Source organism: Pseudomonas sp. MWU13-3659 (assembly GCF_023757525.1).
In the GTDB taxonomy this organism is placed as follows: Bacteria; Pseudomonadota; Gammaproteobacteria; order Pseudomonadales; family Pseudomonadaceae; genus Aquipseudomonas; species Aquipseudomonas entomophila_E.
Genome location: NZ_JAMSHW010000032.1, coordinates 34175 through 51619, shown reverse-complemented (window position 1 = coordinate 51619; position 17445 = coordinate 34175). Strand labels below are relative to the sequence as shown.

Sequence of the window (17445 nt, the reverse complement as noted above, 5' to 3'; positions counted from 1 at the left end):
CAGGGCGTGATGCGCCACGGTCTGCGCGCACAGGGCGTATTCGGTGGCCTGGATGATGGTGTCTTCGAGGGAGTGGTGGTTGTGGGGTGGATCGGGGACTATCTTTAGCATCTTCTTATTCCTTATTGGGACTGCCACCTTTCTGCTGTCAAACAGAAGGGTGGCAGCTGTACGTGGGTTGACAGACCGGCGGAATAAGCAAAGTTCCGGCGCACGCAAGCGTGCCCGCACGTACAGCTACCATTGAGGGCTAGCCGTATGCTTAATACCGTTGCGACCTGTCAAAGTCGATCGCTGATTTCAGCGACTTGCTGAGACTAGGCGGATGCCAGGGTGGCCGCAACGAAAAAAAGGCGTTGAGAGGATATTTGGGAAATGGACTACAAGGAAGAGGGTAAGTCTGATTTATGTTGTTTTTATGTGGATTTGCAGTATGCCTGATCTTTGTATGGTTCAAGTAAATATGTTCAGCTTTACCAATAGTTTGCAAAGGTTGGTTGGAATTATTGCACCTCCATCGAAGCCGCCGTTGTTTTTTCCTAGTCCGGCGTTTACGAATGTAAGCAAGAGGGATTCATCCATTTTTACTGATTCTTGAATCGTTGCCTTGGAAAATGGTATTAGCTTGTCAAAATCGAATGATGGGAGTCGCTCGAGGGCAAACAAGATGCGTCGAAGCTCTTCGAATGAAATTTCATCTTTCGCATAAGCTGAAAATGCTTTGGCGGCAATTTCCGGCTTTTTTGCGCTTTCCATTCTGTCTAGAACTTCAATGATGACGGAGCCAGCTTTCCCAGCGAATTTGTCATCTTCATTCAGTTTGTCTGTCATTGCTATCCGCTCTTTGGTTGAAAGCTCGGATAGCTGATTGATAAATCTGATTATTTTTGAAGTAAGCAGGGAGTCTCTTATCGTGCCTGCAAAGCTGAACAATCCAACAACGGTGTTCACAATCGGGATGTCTCGAAGGATGCCCGACTCAAGTGCGGAGTCTAACCCGATCTCTGCATAGTCTTTGCCTATGCTTTTCAAAGAGTCCGATCGTATGGTGTCGACGATGGTTGAGCCACGTGCGGTGTCTTTCTTGTTCATCATGCCCCCTTGGCGGTCGCATTCACTTCCAAAAACGCCGCCTCCAACAACTGCCTCGTATACCCATGCTTCGGCTCCTGAAATATAGCCCCCGCATCCCCCTGTTCCACCACCTGCCCATGCTTGATCACCATCAACTGATGACTCAACGCCTTGACCACCGCCAGGTCATGGCTGATGAACAGGTAGGTGAGGTTGTACTTAACCTGCAAATTCCGCAAAAGCTCCACCACCTGCCGCTGCACCGTCCGATCCAGCGCCGAAGTCGGCTCATCCAGCAAAATCAGCGCGGGCTTCAACACCAACGCCCGAGCAATCGCAATCCGCTGCCGCTGCCCCCCAGAAAACTCATGGGGATACCGATGCCGCGTCCTCGGATCCAGCCCCACTTCCTCCAACGCCGCAATAATTGCCGCTTCTTGCTCAGCCGGTGTACCGATCTTGTGAATCCGTAACCCCTCGCCAACGATATCCGCCACGCACATGCGCGGGCTCAAGCTGCCAAAGGGATCCTGAAACACCACCTGCATCTCCCGCCGCAGCGGTCGCACGGCTTTCTGGTTCAGCCCTTCAAGACTCTGCCCACGGAAGCGAATCCCACCCTGGCTGGAAATCAACCGCAAGATGGCCAACCCCAAGGTGGACTTGCCCGACCCACTCTCGCCAACAATCCCCAGCGTCTGCCCCTGGGGCAGGCTGAAGTTCACTCCATCCACCGCCTTCACATGGTCCACGGTCCGGCGCAGCAGCCCCTTCTTGATCGGGAACCACACCTTCAGATCCTTGACCTCCAGCAACGGCGCTCCTTCGGCGTTCGCGGCGGGCGCGCCACTGGGCTCGGCGTTGATCAGCATCTGCGTATATGGATGCTGCGGCTTGCTGAACAACGTGGCGCAATCGGCCTGCTCGACGATCTTGCCGCACTGCATCACGCACACGCGGTGGGCGATACGGCGCACCAGGTTGAGGTCGTGGCTGATCAACAGCAGGGCCATGCCGAGGCGCGCCTGCAGCTCCTTGAGCAGGTCGAGGATCTTCAACTGCACGGTCACGTCGAGCGCCGTGGTTGGCTCGTCGGCAATCAGCAGTTCGGGCTCGTTGGCCAGGGCCATGGCGATCATCACCCGCTGGCGCTGGCCACCGGACAGTTCATGGGGCAGGGCTTTCAGACGCTTTTGGGGCTCGGGAATACCAACCAGCTCCAGCAGCTCCAGCGTGCGCGCAGTGGCGGCCTTGCCGGTCAGCCCCTTGTGCAGCAACAGGATCTCGTTGATCTGCTTCTCGATGCTGTGCAGCGGGTTCAGCGAGGTCATCGGCTCCTGGAAGATCATCGCGATGCGGTTGCCGCGAATCCGCTGCATGGGCTTCTCGCCCAGGTGCAGCAGGTCCTTGCCGCCGTACTGGATGGTGCCGGAAGGATGCCGCGCCAGTGGGTAGGGCAGCAGGCGCAAAATCGAATGCGCGGTCACCGACTTACCCGAGCCGCTTTCGCCCACCAGAGCCAGGGTCTCGCCCTTGCGGATGTCGAAGCTGATGCCGTCGACCACGCGGTTGACCTGCTCGCCAGTGACGAACTCCACCGCCAGGTCGCGGACTTCGATCAGGGTGTCTTGGCTCATGTCATTTCCTCGGGTCGAAGGCGTCGCGGGCGGATTCGCCGATGAATACCAGCAGGCTCAGCATCACCGCCAGCACGGCGAAGGCGCTGATGCCCAGCCAGGGGGCTTGCAGGTTGGACTTGCCCTGGGCGACCAGTTCGCCCAGCGACGGCGAACCGGCGGGGAGGCCGAAACCGAGGAAGTCCAGGGCGGTGAGGGTGCCGATGGCGCCGGTGAGGATGAACGGCATGAAGGTCATGGTCGAGATCATGGCGTTGGGCAGGATGTGGCGGAACATGATCGGGCCGTTGCGCATGCCGAGCGCGCGGGCGGCGCGCACGTACTCGAGGTTGCGCCCACGGAGGAACTCGGCGCGCACCACGTCCACCAGGCTCATCCACGAGAACAGCAGCATGATGCCCAGCAACCACCAGAAGTTGGGCTGCACGAAGCTGGCAAGGATGATCAGCAGGTACAGCACAGGCAGGCCGGACCAGATCTCCAAAAAGCGCTGGCCGGCCAGGTCGACCCAGCCGCCATAGAAGCCCTGCAAGGCGCCGGCGATCACGCCGACGATGGAGCTGGCAATGGTCAGCGTCAGGGCGAACAGCACCGAGATACGGAAGCCATAGATCACCCGTGCCAGCACGTCGCGGCCCTGGTCGTCGGTGCCCAGCAGGTTGTCGGTGGAGGGCGGCGCGGGGGCAGGCACCTTCAGGTCGTAGTTGATGCTCTGGTAGCTGTAGGGGATCGGCGCCCACAGCACGAAGGCGTCCTTTTTCTCCAGCAGCTCGCGGATGTATGGGCTCTTGTAGTTGGCCTCCAGCGGGAACTCGCCGCCGAACGTCGTCTCGGGGTAGCGCTTGAAGGCGGGGAAGTACCACTCGCCGTCGTAGCGCACGGCAATCGGCTTGTCGTTGGCGATGAACTCGGCGCCCAGGCTCAGCACGAACAGCACCAGGAAGATCCACAGCGACCACCAGCCGCGGCGGTTGGCCTTGAAGCGCTCGAAGCGCCGGCGATTGAGGGGGGACAGGGCCATGTCAGTGCTCCCGGCTGGCGAAGTCGATGCGTGGATCGACCAGGGTGTAGGTGAGGTCGCCGATCAGCTTCACCACCAGCCCGAGCAGGGTGAAGATGAACAAGGTGCCGAACACCACCGGGTAGTCGCGGTTGATCGCCGCTTCGAAACTCATCAGGCCCAGGCCGTCGAGGCTGAAGATCACCTCGATCAGCAGGGAGCCGGTGAAGAAGATGCCGATGAACGCCGAAGGGAAGCCGGCGATCACCAGCAGCATGGCGTTGCGGAACACATGGCCGTACAGCACGCGGGTGCGGCTCAGGCCCTTGGCCTTGGCGGTAACCACGTACTGCTTGTTGATTTCGTCGAGGAAGCTGTTCTTGGTCAGCAGGGTCATGGTGGCGAAGTTGCCGATCACCAGCGCGGTGATCGGCAGCACCAGGTGCCAGAAGTAGTCGAGCACCTTGCCGGTGGTGCTCAGCTCGTCGAAGTTGTTGGAGGTCAGCCCGCGCAGCGGGAACCAGTCGAAGTAGCTGCCGCCGGCGAACAGCACGATCAGCAGGATGGCGAAGAGGAACGCGGGGATGGCGTAGCCGACGATGATCGCCGAGCTGGTCCACACGTCGAAATGGCTGCCGTGGCGCACGGCCTTGGCGATCCCCAGGGGGATCGACACCAGGTACATGATCAGCGTGCTCCATAGCCCTAGCGAAATGGACACGGGCATCTTCTCGGCGATCAGGTCGATAACCTTGGCGTCGCGGAAGAAGCTGTTGCCGAAGTCCAGCTGGGCGTAGTTCTTGACCATGATCCACAGCCGCTCGGGCGCCGACTTGTCGAAGCCGTACATGCGCTCGATCTCGGCGATCAGCGCCGGGTCCAGGCCTTGCGCGCCGCGGTAGTTGGAGCCGGCCACCGAGACCTCGGCACCGCCGCCGGCGATGCGGCTGGTGGCGCCTTCGAAGCCTTCGAGCTTGGCGATCATTTGTTCGACCGGGCCACCAGGGGCGGCCTGGACGATGATGAAGTTGATGATGAGGATGCCGAACAGGGTCGGGATGATCAGCAGCAGGCGCCGCAGGATATAGGCCAGCATGTCAGTGGGCCTCTTCCGTCACGGGGGCGGCGGTGACGGCGGGCGTCACGTTGGGTTTGATCCACCAGGTGTCGATGCCGATGTCGTACTTGGGCGACTTCTCCGGGTGGCCGATGTGGTTCCAGTAGGCCACGCGGGAGGTCTTGATGTGCCAGTTGGGGATCACGTAGTAGCCCCACAGCAGCACCCGGTCCAGGGCGCGGCAGTGGTCGACCAGGCTCTGGCGCGAATCGGCGTTGATCAGTTCTTCAACCAGTTGGTCGATGGCGGGGTCGCGCAGGCCGATGAAGTTGCGGCTGCCGGGGTTGTCGGCGGCGGCGCTGTTCCAGTATTCACGCTGCTCGTTGCCGGGCGAGTTCGATTGCGCGAAGCCGCCGACGATCATGTCGTAGTCCCGCGAGCGCAGGCGAGTGATGTACTGCGACACGTCCACGCGGCGGATCTCGAGGTTGATGCCCAGGTCCGCGAGGTTGCGCTTGAACGGCAGCAGCACGCGCTCGAACTGGGTCTGGGCCAGCAGGAACTCGATAGTCAGCGGTTTGCCGTCCTTGTCGACCATCTTGTCGTCGACGATCTTCCAGCCGGCTTCCTGCAGCAGTTTGTACGCTTGGCGCTGCTGGTCGCGGATCATGCCGCTGCCGTCGGTGACGGGGTTGTGGAAGGCGTCGTTGAACACCTCATCGGGCACCTTGCCGCGCAGCGGTTCGAGGATCTTCAGCTCGGCGGGCGTGGGCAGGCCGCTGGCGGCCATCTCGGAGTTCTCGAAGTAGCTGCCGGTGCGGGTGTAGGCGCCGTTGAACAGCTGCTTGTTGGTCCACTCGAAGTCCATCAGCAGGCTGATGGCGTGGCGCACGCGGGCGTCCTGGAACATGGGTTTGCGCAGGTTGAAGATGAAGCCCTGCATGCCCACCGGGTTGCCGTTGGGGATCTCTTCCTTGATCAGCCGGCCGTCGCGCACGGCGGGCACGTCGTAGGCGGTGGCCCAGTTCTTCGCGCTGACTTCCAGGGCGTAGTCGAACTGGCCGGCCTTGAGCGCTTCGAGGGCGACGGTGTTGTCGCGGTACGAGTCGAAGGTCATCACATCGAAGTTGTAGAAGCCGCGGTTGATCGGCAGGTCCTTGGCCCAGTAGTCCTTCACCCGCTCGTAGCGGATCGAGCGGCCGGCCTTCACCTCGGCGACCTTGTACGGGCCACTGCCCAGCGGGATTTCCAGGTTGCCGCGGTTGAAGTCGCGGTTTGCATACCAGTGCTTGGGCAGCACCGGCAGCTGGCCGAGGATCAGCGGCAGTTCGCGGTTGTTGGTGTGCTTGAACTTGAACAGCACCTTGAGCGGGTCTTCGGCGACCACTTCGGCGACGTCGGCGTAGTACTGGCGGTACAGCGGCGCGCCGTCCTTGATCAGGGCGTTGAAGGTGAACACCACGTCTTCGGCGCGCATCGGGTGGCCGTCGTGGAAGCGCGCCTCGGGGCGCAGGTAGAAGCGCACCCAGCTGTTGTCGGGGGCCTTCTCGATCTTGCCGGCCACCAGGCCGTACTCGGTGAAGGGCTCGTCCAGGCTCTGGCGCATCAGGGTGTCGTAGATGCTGCCGACGTTGTCGGCGGGCACGCCCTTGTTGATGAACGGGTTGAGGCTGTCGAAGCCGCCGAAGCTGGACTGGCGGAAGGTGCCGCCCTTGGGCGCGTCGGGGTTGACGAAGTCGAAGTGCTGGAAGTTGGCCGGGTATTTTGGCGCCTCGCCGTACAGGGTCAGGGCGTGTTGCGGGGCGGCCACGGCCGGGAGCGTGAGGCAGGCCAGCAGCAGGCTGGCGGCCAGGCGGCGCAGGGTGGGCGTCATTTGGCTTTCTCCGAAGTCTTCTTGATCCACCAGCTGTTCAACCCGAGGGTGTAGGGCGGCGTGGTGACGAAGGCGAACCGGTTGCGGTAGGCCAGGCGGTGATTGTCGAGGTACCAGTTGGGGATCATGTAGTACTGCCATGAGAGCACGCGGTCCAGGGCGCGCGCGGCGGCGATCTGGTCATCGCGGCTGCGGGCGGCGAGCAGGGTGTCGAGCAGGTGGTCGACCACTGGGTCCTTCACGCCAGCATAGTTCTTGCTGCCCTTGGTGGCGGCTTGGCTGGAGTGGAAGTACAACCATTGCTCGAGGCCCGGGCTCAGGGTCTGGTTCAGGGTCATCAGGATCATGTCGAAATCGAACTGGTCGAGCCGTTGTTTGTACTGGGCGCGGTCGACGGTGCGCAAGCGCGCATCGATGCCGATGCTGGCCAGATTTTCGACATAAGGTTGCAGGATGCGTTCGAGGTTGGGGTTCACCAACAGCAGCTCCATGCGGAACTGCTGGCCCTTGCCGTCCACCAGGCGCTGGCCGTTGAGCTTCCAGCCGGCCTGGGCGAACAGGCCGAGGGCCTGGCGCAGGGCCGGGCGGCTGATGCCGCTGCCGTCGGTGTGGCTGACCTGGTAGGGCTGGGTGAACAGTTTTTCCGGCAACTGGTCGCGGAACGGCTTGAGCAGCAGCCACTCCTTGCCGGTGGGCAGGCCGCTGGCGGTGAACTCGCTGTTGGGGTAGTAGCTGGTGGCGCGCCGGTAGGCACCGTTGAACAGGGCGCGGTTGGTCCACTCGAAGTCGAGCATCAGGCCCAGCGCCTGGCGTACCCGTGGGTCGCTGAAGGCGGCGCGGCGGCTGTTCATGAACAGGCCTTGGGTTTGCGTGGGGATCTGGTGCGGGATCTGCGCCTTGATCACCTCGCCCCGGCGCACGGCGGGGAAGGTGTAGCCGTTGGCCCAGTTCTTCGCCTGGTGCTCGATGTAGATGTCGAACTCACCGGCCTTGAAGGCTTCGAAGGCCACGGTGGTGTCGCGGTAGAACTCGTACTCGACGCGGTTGAAGTTGTACTTGCCGCGGTTCACGGCCAGGTCCTTGCCCCAGTAGTCCTTCACCCGTTCGAACACCACGCGCCGGCCGGGCTGTACTTCGGTGATGCGGTAGGGGCCGCTGCCCAGTGGCGGTTCGAAGGTGGTGGCCTTGAAGTCGCGCTTTGCCCAGTAGTGCTTGGGCAGCACCGGCATCTCGCCCAGGCGCAGGATCAGCAGCGGGTTGCCGGCGCGCTTGAACACGAAGCGAATGCGCAGCGGGTTGAGGATGTCGACCCGGGCCACTTCCTGCAGGTTGGTGCGGTAGATCGGGTGGCCGTCCTTGAGCAGGGTGCGGTAGCTGAAGGCGACGTCGGCCGAGGTAATCGGCGTGCCGTCATGGAAGCGCGCTTCAGGGCGCAGGTTGAACACCACCCAGCTGCGGTCCTCGCTGTACTCGACGGAGCGGGCGATCAGGCCGTAGCTGGAGGTGGGTTCGTCGCCGGAGGGGTCGTACATTCCGGTGCCGACCATCAGCGTCTCGTTCAGCTCGCTGATGCCGTACTGCAGGAAATTGGGCGTGGTGACCGGGCTCGAGCCCTTGAAAGTGTAGGGGTTGAGCGTGTCGAAGGTGCCGAACGCCATGGCCCGCAAGGTGCCGCCTTTCGGGGCTTGCGGGTTGACCCAGTCGAAGTGGGTGAAGGTGGCTGGGTACTTGAGCGTGCCGAACTGCGCGTATCCGTGGCTTTCGCTCACCATCGCGACGGCGGGGAAGCTCAAGGCCAGGCTGAGAGACAGCAGGAGGGGACGTATCACGTCGGCATCCGATCCAGAGGGCGTTGGGCTTGGTCGGGGTACAGTAACAGCTTGTACAGGCTCGAAAAAGAGTCGTTCCCTATTGCGGGGCGAGCTTGGCAGGGGCGTGGTTTGGGGGCGCTTTGCGCCCCATCGCCGGCAAGCCGGCTCCTACAGGTAAAACGGCGGTCGCCGTGCCGTAGGAGCCGGCTTGCCGGCGAACATTCCGATCAATGCGACAGGTAGACGGTCAGGGTCTGGCCCGGCTTGAGGGCATGCCCGCTGCGCGGGTTCCAGCGCTTGAGGTGCTTCATCTCGACATTGAAACGCTTGGCGACGAGGTAGTACGAATCGCCCTGGCGCACCTTGTACTGGGTGGCGCGCTGTTTCGAATCGGCGCTGCGGTTGGCTGCTGGGCTTGGTGCGTTGCCGCCGCGCAGGGCGAGCACCTGGCCGACTTTCACGTTCTTGCCAGACAGGCGGTTCCAGCGCTGGATGTCCTTGACCGCCACGCGGTTGGCCTTGGCGATGCTGCCCAGGTTGTCGCCACGCTTGACCCGGTAGCTGCGCGAAGCCGGCGCTTTGTTCTCAGCCAGCGCGGCCTGGAACACGGCCTTGTTCGGTTGCAGGCTGACCAATTCCTCGGGCTTGAGGTTGGACATGCGGTCGGTCAGCAGTTGCGCCTTGGCGGTCGGTACCAGCAGTTGCTGCGGGCCGTCCACGGTCATGCGTTTCTTGAACGCGGGGTTGAGCTGGATCAGCTCGTCTTCGTCGATGTCGGCGAAGGCCGCCACGCGCGACAGGTCGAGGCGGTCGTTGATGGCGACGGCTTCGAAGTAGGGCTCGTTGGCGATCGGGTTCAGGTTGATGCCATAGGCGTCAGGCGTGCTGACCACCTGCGACAGGGCCAGCAGCTTGGGCACGTAGTCGCGGGTTTCCTGCGGCAGCGGCAGGTTCCAGTAGTCGGTGGGCAGGCCCAGGCGCTCGTTGCGCTCGATGGCGCGGCTGACAGTACCTTCGCCGGCGTTGTAGGCCGCCAGGGCGAGCAGCCAGTCGCCGTTGAACATGTCGTGCAGGCGGTTCAGGTAGTCCAGCGCGGCGTTGGTCGACGCGGTGATGTCGCGGCGGCCGTCGTAGAAATTCGTCTGGCGCAGGTTGAAGTGGCGCCCGGTGGACGGGATGAACTGCCACATGCCGGCGGCATGCGCGCGCGAGTAGGCCATCGGGTTGTAGGCGCTCTCGATGGCCGGCAGCAGCGCGAGCTCCAGCGGCATGTCGCGTTCTTCGAGGCGCTCGACGATATAGTGCAGGTAGAGGCTGCCACGCTCGCCGGCGTTCTCGAGGAACGACGGGTTGCTGGCGAACCACAGGCGCTGCTGCTCGATACGCGGGTTGACGTCGATGCCGTCCTGCAGGGCGAAGCCCTGGCGCATGCGCTCCCAGACGTCCTGCGGCGGTGCCTGCTCCTTCGGTTTGACCACCAGCGGCGCGGGTTTGTGCTTGATCCGCGCCTGGTAGTTGTGCGCGCGAACGCTGTCTGCTTCGTCGAGCTGACGGGTGCTCTGGCAGCCGACCAGGGTGGCGGCCAGCGCCAGTGCACTGATCTGGGCCAGTCGCGTCAAAGCGACCGAATGAGAGGTTCTGCGGCTACGGGAAGACATCGGCTGGGACGGGTATCCGGGCAAAAAAGTTCGGCGATTCTAAAAACCGGCCCCGGCCTGGTCAACCTTTGCGCTCATGGCGCGATATATCTTGAGGTTATCAAAAGACGTCTTTCCAAGACCTCAAGGCAGCAAAAACAGAGGCTTGGGTGGGGTTGGAATGCCCCTTCCATTCGTCTGCTTTTTGTTTAACGGATGTTTCAGCTGTGCGAAGAAATGGATTCGTCTGGCGTTCGATACCGATGGTCGAAGGCAGGCTGATGCGGTTCTCGGCACGCAGTCGGGTGACCGCTTCGAAGCGTTGTTGCACGGGCTCGCTGTGCGGCTCGACGGCCTTGGCAAAGCGCAGGTTGCTCAGGGTGTACTCGTGGGCGCAGTACACCTGGGTCTGCTCGGGCAGGGCGGCCAGGCGCTGCAGCGAATGGTGCATCTGCTCCGGGGTGCCCTCGAACAGGCGCCCGCAGCCGGCGGCGAACAGGGTGTCGCCACTGAACAGTAGCGGCGTGGTCGATTGCGCAGTGTAATAGGCGATGTGCCCGAGGGTGTGGCCTGGCATGGCCAGGACGTCGAACGCCAGGCCCAGCACGTGCGCCTGGGCGCCGTCCTCGAGGGCGACATTGCGGGCCGGAATGCGCTCGTTGGCCGGGCCGAACACTTGGGCGCCGGTGGCCTGCTTCAGGGCCTCGACGCCACCGACGTGGTCGTGGTGATGGTGGGTGACCAGGATTGCTTCCAGCACCCAGCCGGGATGCTTGCCCAGCCAATCGAGCACCGGGGCGGCGTCGCCGGGGTCGACCACCGCGCAGCGGCGATTGGCAGTATCCTGTAACAACCAGATGTAGTTGTCGGAGAAAGCGGGTAGGGCGTCGATCTGTATCATGGTGCGGATTCGCCAAGCCTGGACATTGAGGGCATCTTAGCCGCGATGGCGCGGCCGGAGAACCTTCGAGGGAGAACGCAATGACCGACCAAGCCTTTGCCCAGGCCGACCCCGACTGGGTCGAACTGATCAGCCTGGCCCGCGACTGGTTCGAGGGCCCTCTTGGGCAGTTGATGCTCAAGGAAGAGGAAAAGTTGCTCGAAGAAGAGCTGCGGCGTTTCTTCGGCGGTTACCTCGTGCACTACGGCTCTTGCGCCGAACCCCCGCCCAGCGCCCCGCAGGTGCAGCGCAATGTGCGCCTGGGGGCGCCGCTGCCGGGGGTGGAGATCGTCTGCGAGGAGCAGGCTTGGCCGCTCTCGGAGCACGCCGCCGACGTGGTGGTGTTGCAGCATGGCCTGGATTTCAGCCTTTCACCCCACGGGCTGCTGCGCGAAGCGGCCAGCGCCGTGCGCCCGGGCGGGCACCTGCTGATCGTCGGGATCAACCCCTGGAGCGGTTGGGGCATTCGCCACCTCTTCAGCCATGGTGCCTTGCGCAAGGCCCGTTGCATCTCGCCGTCGCGGGTCGGCGACTGGCTCAACCTGCTGGGCTTCGCGCTGGAGAAACGCCGTTTCGGGTGTTATCGTCCGCCGCTTGCCTCGCCCGCCTGGCAGCAGCGCCTGGCCGGTTGGGAGCGGGTGGCTGGGGGCTGGCAGAGCGCCGGTGGCGGCGTCTACCTGCTGGTGGCGCGCAAGATGGTGGTCGGCCTGCGGCCCCTGCGCCTGGAGCGCCGCGAGCCCATGGGCAAGCTGCTGCCGTTGCCGCTGGCCAAGGTCAACCGCACGGCCAGCAATCCCGATACTGACAAGCACTGAACATGAGTGGTACATGAGCGATAGCGTCGAGATCTACACCGATGGTGCCTGCAAGGGCAACCCTGGCCCGGGTGGCTGGGGTGTGCTGATGGTTTTCAAGGGCGTCGAGAAGGAGCTGTGGGGCGGCGAGCGCGAAACAACCAACAACCGCATGGAACTGATGGCCGCGATCGAAGGCCTGAAGGCGCTCAAGCGCGAGTGCGAGGTGGTGCTGACCACCGACTCGCAGTACGTGATGAAGGGCATCAACGAGTGGATGGTCAACTGGAAGAAGCGTGGCTGGAAGACCGCCGCGAAGGAGCCGGTGAAGAACGCCGACCTGTGGATGGCCCTCGATGAACAGGTCAACCGGCACAAGGTGACCTGGAAGTGGGTGCGCGGGCATATCGGCCACCCGGGTAACGAGCGGGCCGACCAGTTGGCCAACCGTGGGGTCGACGAGGTTCGGGCGCAGCGTTGATCCGATTGGGGCTGCGGTGCAGCCCATCGCGGCTGAAGCCGCTCCTACCCGGTTCCGCGCGGCCTCTGTAGGAGCGGCTTCAGCCGCGATGGGCCGCAAAGCGGCCCCGATTCCGGTATACTCCCGCGCCATATTCAAGCAGCGCAAAGTTGGAGTCACCCCGTGGAGCAGCAGCAAGATCAACGGCTGGTCATTCTCGATACCGAAACCACCGGTATGCCGGTGGGTGATGGCCACCGCATCATCGAGATCGGTTGCGTCGAGGTCATGGGCCGGCGCCTGACCGGGCGGCACTTCCACGTCTACCTGCAACCAGACCGCGAGAGCGACGAGGGCGCCATCGGCGTCCACGGCATCACCGACGCCTTCCTGGTCGGCAAGCCGCGCTTCGGCGACGTAGCCCAGGAGTTCTTCGAGTTCATCGAAGGCGCCACCCTGGTCATCCACAACGCGGCGTTCGACGTCGGTTTCATCAACAACGAGTTCGCCCTGCTGGGCCAGCACGATCGCGCCGACATCTCGCAGCACTGCAGCATCCTCGACACCCTGATGATGGCGCGCTCGCGCCATCCGGGGCAGCGCAACAGCCTCGACGCGTTGTGCAAACGCTACGGTATCGACAACTCCGGCCGTGAGCTGCACGGCGCATTGCTCGACTCGGAACTGCTGGCCGACGTCTACCTGGCGATGACCGGCGGGCAGACCAGCCTGTCGCTGGCGGGCGATGGCGCGCAGAGCGAGGATGGGCAGGGTGGCACGGGCAGCGAGATCCGACGGATTACCGGGCGTGCGGCCGGGCGGGTGATCATGGCCAATGAGGAAGAACTGGAAGCTCACGCCGAACGGTTGGCGGCCATCGCCAAGTCGGCGGGTGGGCCGGCGATGTGGCAGGCATTGACCGAGCCTGCCGCCAGTTGATGTGAACGCAGTGCGGGCCCTTTCGCCGGCAAGCCGGCTCCTACAGAGGGCTCGTAGGGCCCTGGCGAATGGGCTTGATCAACTACCCTGTGGGAAAAGCCCCCGCAGAGGTAGCCGCCCGATGTACAAGGACCTCAAGTTCCCCATACTGATCGTCCACCGGGCCATCAAGGCCGACAGCGTCGCCGGCGAGCGGGTGCGCGGCATCGCCGATGAACTGGCCCAGGACGGCTTCGCCATCCTCGCCGCCGCCGACCAGGCTGAAGCCCGCCTGGTCGCCGCCACTCACCACGGCCTGGCCTGCATGCTGATCGCCGCCGAAGGCGCTGGTGACAATTCTCACTTGCTGCAGAACATGGCCGAGCTGATCCGCCTGGCTCGCTTGCGTGCGCCCAACCTGCCGATCTTCGCCCTGGGCGAGCAGGTCACCCTGGAAAACGCCCCCGCCGAAGCCATGGGCGAGCTCAACCAGCTGCGCGGCATCCTCTACCTGTTCGAAGACACCGTGCCCTTTCTTGCCCGCCAGGTGGCGCGGGCCGCGCACAACTACCTCGACGGGCTGCTGCCGCCGTTCTTCAAGGCGTTGGTGCAGCACACCGCACAGTCCAACTACTCCTGGCACACCCCAGGCCACGGTGGTGGCGTGGCCTACCGCAAGAGCCCGGTGGGGCAGGCGTTCCACCAGTTTTTCGGTGAGAACACCCTGCGTTCGGACCTGTCGGTGTCCGTGCCGGAGCTGGGCTCGCTGCTCGACCACACCGGCCCCCTGGCCGAAGCCGAGGCACGCGCCGCGCGCAACTTCGGCGCCGACCACACGTTCTTCGTCATCAATGGCACCTCCACCGCCAACAAGATCGTCTGGCACGCGATGGTCGGGCGCGACGACCTGGTACTGGTTGACCGCAACTGCCACAAGTCGGTGGTGCACGCGATCATCATGACCGGGGCGATTCCGATCTACCTGTGCCCTGAGCGCAACGAGCTGGGGATCATCGGGCCGATCCCGCTCAGTGAATTCAGCCCGGCGTCGATCCAGGCGAAGGTCCAGGCCCACCCGCTGGCCCAGGGGCGCACGCCGAGGATCAAGCTGGCCGTGGTCACCAATTCCACCTACGACGGCCTGTGCTACCACGCCGGGCTGATCAAGCAGGCCCTGGGCGCCAGCGTAGAGGTGTTGCATTTCGATGAAGCCTGGTTCGCCTATGCCGCCTTCCATGATTTTTTCGACGGCCGCTATGCCATGGGCACGCCGCGGGCGGCGCACGACCCGCTGCTGTTCAGCACCCACTCCACCCACAAGCTGCTGGCCGCGTTCAGCCAGGCGTCGATGATCCATGTGCAGGATGGCGCGGCCCGCCAACTGGACCGCGACCGCTTCAACGAAGCGTTCATGATGCATATCTCCACCTCGCCGCAGTACAGCATCCTCGCCTCGCTGGATGTGGCCTCGAGCATGATGGAAGGGCCGGCCGGGCGTTCGCTGCTGCAGGAGATGTTCGACGAGGCCCTGAGCTTTCGCCGTGCCCTGGCCAACCTGCGCCAGCACCTTGCGGCGCAGGACTGGTGGTTCAGCATCTGGCAGCCACCGGCCACCGAGGGCATCGAGCGCCTGGCGGCCGCGGACTGGGTGTTGCAGCCGGGGGCCGACTGGCATGGCTTTGGCGAGGTGGCCGACGACTACGTGCTGCTCGACCCGCTCAAGGTAACCCTGGTGATGCCAGGGCTCGATGCCGGGGGAAAATTGGGCGAGCAGGGCATACCGGCCGCGGTGGTCAGCAAGTTCCTCTGGGAGCGCGGGCTGGTGGTGGAGAAGACTGGCCTCTACAGCTTCCTGGTGCTGTTCTCGATGGGCATCACCAAGGGCAAGTGGAGCACCTTGCTCACCGAATTGCTGGAGTTCAAGCGCCATTACGATGGCAACACACCGCTCGATCAGTGCCTGGCGAGCGTGGTGGCGGCGCAGCCACTGCGCTACTGGGGCCTGGGCCTGCGCGACCTGTGCGATCAGTTGCACGCTTGCTACCGCACCAACGCCACCGCCAAGCAACTCAAACGGTTGTTCACGCGGCTACCCGAAGTGGCCATGAGCCCGGCCCAGGCCTATGACCGGATGGTGAAGGGGGACGTGGAGGCGGTGCCGATCGAACAACTGCTGGGGCGGGTTTCGGCGGTAATGCTGGTGCCTTATCCGCCGGGAATTCCGCTGATCATGCCAGGCGAGCGTTTCACCGAGGCGACCCGCTCGATCATCGACTACCTGGTATTCGCCCGGGCCTTCGACGAAGGCTTCCCGGGTTTTGTCGCCGATGTGCACGGCCTGCAGCATGACGCAGCGCTGTACACGGTGGATTGCGTCAGGGAATGCGGATGATCTCGACGCCGGTCTGGGCCAGCTCGAAGCGGTCCTCGCCCAGGTGGTTGACGCGGTCGCCGATGGCCAGCCGGTAGGTGGTGACGGGCGCGCCCAAGGTGCTGCCGTCGGCCTGGAGGGTGGACTCCTGGAACTCGTGAACGGGGTAGATACGGCCTTCGGCGTCGCGGGCGTGGAACTGGCCGACCATTACTGCTGCCATTTTGGGTGGAAACCTCGGAAACGTGTAGGAAATGTCTGTACCCATAGACCAGCAAAAGGCGTGGGAAGTTTTCAGCCAGATGGAAAAAAATCCCGGGGGCCGAGGAACGGTCATCTATAACTAGTTACGTCCCTTTTCCAGCACAGGAAGTTTATCGCCATGAGCCAGGTCTATTCGGTAGCGGTCGTCGTCGGCAGCTTGCGCAAGGACTCCTACAACCGCAAGGTGGCCCGCGCGCTGTCTGAGCTGGCGCCGTCCAGCCTTGCCCTGCGGATCGTCGAGATTGGCGACCTGCCGTTGTACAACGAGGATGTCGAGCCCGAGGCGCCGGAGGCGTGGAAGCACTTTCGCGACGAGATCCGCCGCAGCGACGCGGTGCTGTTCGTCACCCCGGAATACAACCGTTCGGTGCCAGGCTGCCTGAAGAACGCCATCGACGTGGGTTCGCGGCCCTATGGCCAGAGTGCCTGGAGCGGCAAGCCGACGGCGGTGGCCAGCGTGTCGCCGGGGGCCATCGGCGGGTTCGGCGCCAACCATGCGCTGCGTCAGTCTCTGGTGTTTCTCGACATGCCGTGCATGCAGATGCCCGAAGCGTATATCGGCGGGGCGGCGACGCTGTTCGACGACAGCGGCAAGCTCAATGACAAGACCCGGCCGTTCCTGCAGGCGTTCATCGACAAGTTCGCGTCCTGGGTGAAGCTGAACCGGGCGGTCTGATAGGGGCGGTTCGCCGGCAAGCCGGCTCCTACGGGTATCGTGCAGGAGCCGGCTTGCCGGCGAACCGCTCATGTACCGCGATCAAACGGCTTGCGGCATCTCGCCCTTGGCCAGGCGCCGGTTGATATCGGCGATCACTTCGGGCAGTTCATTGATGGTGTCGATCAGGTAGTGCGGCCGCGATGCTGCGAACATCCCGTGGATGCGCTTGCGCTCGCTTTCCAGTTTTTCCGCGCTCAGCGCCCGGTAACCTTCCCAGGTCAGTCCCAGGGCATTGCCCGAGCACACCAGGGCCACGGTCCACATCCCGGCGCGGCGCCCCTCGAGAATTCCCGGCACGGTGTCGTCGACCTTCACGCACGCCGCCACATCGTCGATGCCCAGGGCGATCACGTTGGCCAGGGCCTGAGCCGGCCATGGGCGGCCGTTAGGGGTTTCGTCGGTGGCCACTACATGGTCGGCCACGTAGCCGTTCTGCGCGGCCAGCTCGACCACCTTGTCCATCACCACCTTCGGGTAGCCCGAGCAGGAGCCGATCTTCAAACCGTCCTTGCGCAGCCCGGTCAAGGTGTCCAGTGCGCCGGGAATCAGCGCCGAGTGCACGGCGATCTTCTCGATCTGCAACGGCATGAAGCGTTCGTAGATGGCGGTGACGTCATCGTCGGTCGGGGTGCGGCCGAACACCTTGCGATAACGCTCGGCGATCTCCGGCACATCGCACAGGGTGCGGATATGGTCCCACTTGCCCATGCCCATCGGGCCACGGGCTTCTTCGATGGACACCTGTACGTCGAACTCGGCGAAGGCTTCGACGAAGATCTGCGTTGGGGCGAAGGAGCCGAAATCGACCACGGTACCGGCCCAGTCGAGGATGGCGGCTTGCAGCTGGGTGGGGTTGCTGTAGTTCATGTGCGCGTTTTCCTTCAATTCGGT

15 protein-coding genes are annotated in these 17445 nt (G+C 63.6%); 5 read left to right on the top strand and 10 right to left on the bottom strand.

Going from position 1 to position 17445, the window contains the following annotated elements; genetic code table 11:
- Positions 1-453 precede the first annotated feature (453 nt).
- The 8 genes from NGM28_RS24840 to gloB all read right to left on the bottom strand — a co-directional run bounded on the left by NGM28_RS24840 (position 454) and on the right by gloB (position 10990).
- Complete coding sequence (locus NGM28_RS24840; protein WP_240066417.1) at positions 454-1092, bottom strand: hypothetical protein; 639 nt, start codon at positions 1090-1092, stop codon at positions 454-456.
- A complete protein-coding gene (locus NGM28_RS24835) occupies positions 1092-2711 on the bottom strand; it encodes an ABC transporter ATP-binding protein (RefSeq protein ID WP_252091951.1) in 1620 nt (539 codons plus the stop codon). The genes NGM28_RS24840 and NGM28_RS24835 overlap by 1 nt, the downstream gene beginning before the upstream one ends.
- A gap of 1 nt (position 2712) precedes the next feature.
- Positions 2713-3732 (bottom strand): ABC transporter permease, encoded by a 1020-nt coding sequence (locus NGM28_RS24830; protein ID WP_028690523.1) that lies wholly within the window; start codon positions 3730-3732, stop codon positions 2713-2715.
- A 1-nt stretch (position 3733) separates the two neighbouring features.
- On the bottom strand, positions 3734-4807 hold the full coding sequence (locus NGM28_RS24825) for a microcin C ABC transporter permease YejB (RefSeq protein WP_046854817.1): 1074 nt from the start codon (positions 4805-4807) through the stop codon (positions 3734-3736).
- Position 4808: 1 nt separating this feature from the next.
- Entirely contained in the window at positions 4809-6641 is a 1833-nt protein-coding gene (locus tag NGM28_RS24820; protein WP_252091949.1) for an extracellular solute-binding protein, read from the bottom strand.
- Entirely contained in the window at positions 6638-8470 is a 1833-nt protein-coding gene (locus NGM28_RS24815) for an extracellular solute-binding protein (RefSeq protein WP_252091947.1), read from the bottom strand. Before NGM28_RS24815 ends, NGM28_RS24820 begins: the two co-directional genes overlap by 4 nt.
- A 209-nt stretch (positions 8471-8679) precedes the next feature.
- Positions 8680-10110 carry a lytic transglycosylase domain-containing protein gene (locus tag NGM28_RS24810; RefSeq protein WP_252091945.1) on the bottom strand — a complete coding sequence of 477 codons (1431 nt, stop codon included), beginning with the start codon at positions 10108-10110 and terminating at the stop codon, positions 8680-8682.
- Between the two features lie 100 nt (positions 10111-10210).
- On the bottom strand, positions 10211-10990 hold the full coding sequence (gloB, locus tag NGM28_RS24805) for a hydroxyacylglutathione hydrolase (RefSeq protein ID WP_252091943.1): 780 nt from the start codon (positions 10988-10990) through the stop codon (positions 10211-10213).
- Between the two features lie 80 nt (positions 10991-11070).
- Between gloB and NGM28_RS24800 the strand changes: the two genes are divergently transcribed.
- The 4 genes from NGM28_RS24800 to NGM28_RS24785 all read left to right on the top strand — a co-directional run bounded on the left by NGM28_RS24800 (position 11071) and on the right by NGM28_RS24785 (position 15593).
- The gene (locus NGM28_RS24800) at positions 11071-11844 is read left to right on the top strand and encodes a class I SAM-dependent methyltransferase (RefSeq protein ID WP_252091941.1); all 774 of its coding nucleotides are present in this window, start codon (positions 11071-11073) and stop codon (positions 11842-11844) included.
- A 13-nt stretch (positions 11845-11857) separates the two neighbouring features.
- A complete protein-coding gene (rnhA, locus tag NGM28_RS24795; RefSeq protein ID WP_011534678.1) occupies positions 11858-12304 on the top strand; it encodes a ribonuclease HI in 447 nt (148 codons plus the stop codon).
- Between the two features lie 162 nt (positions 12305-12466).
- The gene (dnaQ, locus tag NGM28_RS24790) at positions 12467-13222 is read left to right on the top strand and encodes a DNA polymerase III subunit epsilon (protein WP_240066410.1); all 756 of its coding nucleotides are present in this window, start codon (positions 12467-12469) and stop codon (positions 13220-13222) included.
- A 121-nt stretch (positions 13223-13343) separates the two neighbouring features.
- Positions 13344-15593, top strand: coding sequence for an Orn/Lys/Arg family decarboxylase (locus NGM28_RS24785; protein WP_252091939.1), 2250 nt, complete (start codon positions 13344-13346; stop codon positions 15591-15593).
- Here the strand turns inward: NGM28_RS24785 and NGM28_RS24780 are convergent.
- Positions 15577-15795, bottom strand: a complete 219-nt coding sequence (locus tag NGM28_RS24780) for a hypothetical protein (protein ID WP_011534675.1) — start codon at positions 15793-15795, stop codon at positions 15577-15579. The two genes, NGM28_RS24785 and NGM28_RS24780, sit on opposite strands and share 17 nt — an antisense overlap.
- Before the next feature lie 159 nt (positions 15796-15954).
- On the opposite strand from NGM28_RS24780, the gene NGM28_RS24775 reads away from it, so the two are divergent.
- Entirely contained in the window at positions 15955-16512 is a 558-nt protein-coding gene (locus NGM28_RS24775; RefSeq protein ID WP_011534674.1) for an NADPH-dependent FMN reductase, read from the top strand.
- A gap of 81 nt (positions 16513-16593) precedes the next feature.
- Here the strand turns inward: NGM28_RS24775 and phnX are convergent, their stop codons facing one another.
- Positions 16594-17421 carry a phosphonoacetaldehyde hydrolase gene (gene phnX / locus NGM28_RS24770; protein ID WP_252091937.1) on the bottom strand — a complete coding sequence of 276 codons (828 nt, stop codon included), beginning with the start codon at positions 17419-17421 and terminating at the stop codon, positions 16594-16596.
- Positions 17422-17445: the final 24 nt, after the last annotated feature.

Bases quoted from the DNA above. Each gene is read 5' to 3' on its own strand.
- NGM28_RS24820 (WP_252091949.1), bottom strand. From the start codon at position 6,641: ATGACGCCCACCCTGCGCCGCCTGGCCGCCAGCCTGCTGCTGGCCTGC.
- NGM28_RS24825 (WP_046854817.1), bottom strand. From the start codon at position 4,807: ATGCTGGCCTATATCCTGCGGCGCCTGCTGCTGATCATCCCGACCCTG.
- NGM28_RS24800 (WP_252091941.1), top strand. From the start codon at position 11,071: ATGACCGACCAAGCCTTTGCCCAGGCCGACCCCGACTGGGTCGAACTG.
- NGM28_RS24775 (WP_011534674.1), top strand. From the start codon at position 15,955: ATGAGCCAGGTCTATTCGGTAGCGGTCGTCGTCGGCAGCTTGCGCAAG.
- rnhA (WP_011534678.1), top strand. From the start codon at position 11,858: ATGAGCGATAGCGTCGAGATCTACACCGATGGTGCCTGCAAGGGCAAC.
- NGM28_RS24780 (WP_011534675.1), bottom strand. From the start codon at position 15,795: ATGGCAGCAGTAATGGTCGGCCAGTTCCACGCCCGCGACGCCGAAGGC.
- NGM28_RS24785 (WP_252091939.1), top strand. From the start codon at position 13,344: ATGTACAAGGACCTCAAGTTCCCCATACTGATCGTCCACCGGGCCATC.
- NGM28_RS24840 (WP_240066417.1), bottom strand. From the start codon at position 1,092: ATGAACAAGAAAGACACCGCACGTGGCTCAACCATCGTCGACACCATA.
- NGM28_RS24810 (WP_252091945.1), bottom strand. From the start codon at position 10,110: ATGTCTTCCCGTAGCCGCAGAACCTCTCATTCGGTCGCTTTGACGCGA.
- NGM28_RS24830 (WP_028690523.1), bottom strand. From the start codon at position 3,732: ATGGCCCTGTCCCCCCTCAATCGCCGGCGCTTCGAGCGCTTCAAGGCC.
- gloB (WP_252091943.1), bottom strand. From the start codon at position 10,990: ATGATACAGATCGACGCCCTACCCGCTTTCTCCGACAACTACATCTGG.
- NGM28_RS24835 (WP_252091951.1), bottom strand. From the start codon at position 2,711: ATGAGCCAAGACACCCTGATCGAAGTCCGCGACCTGGCGGTGGAGTTC.
- phnX (WP_252091937.1), bottom strand. From the start codon at position 17,421: ATGAACTACAGCAACCCCACCCAGCTGCAAGCCGCCATCCTCGACTGG.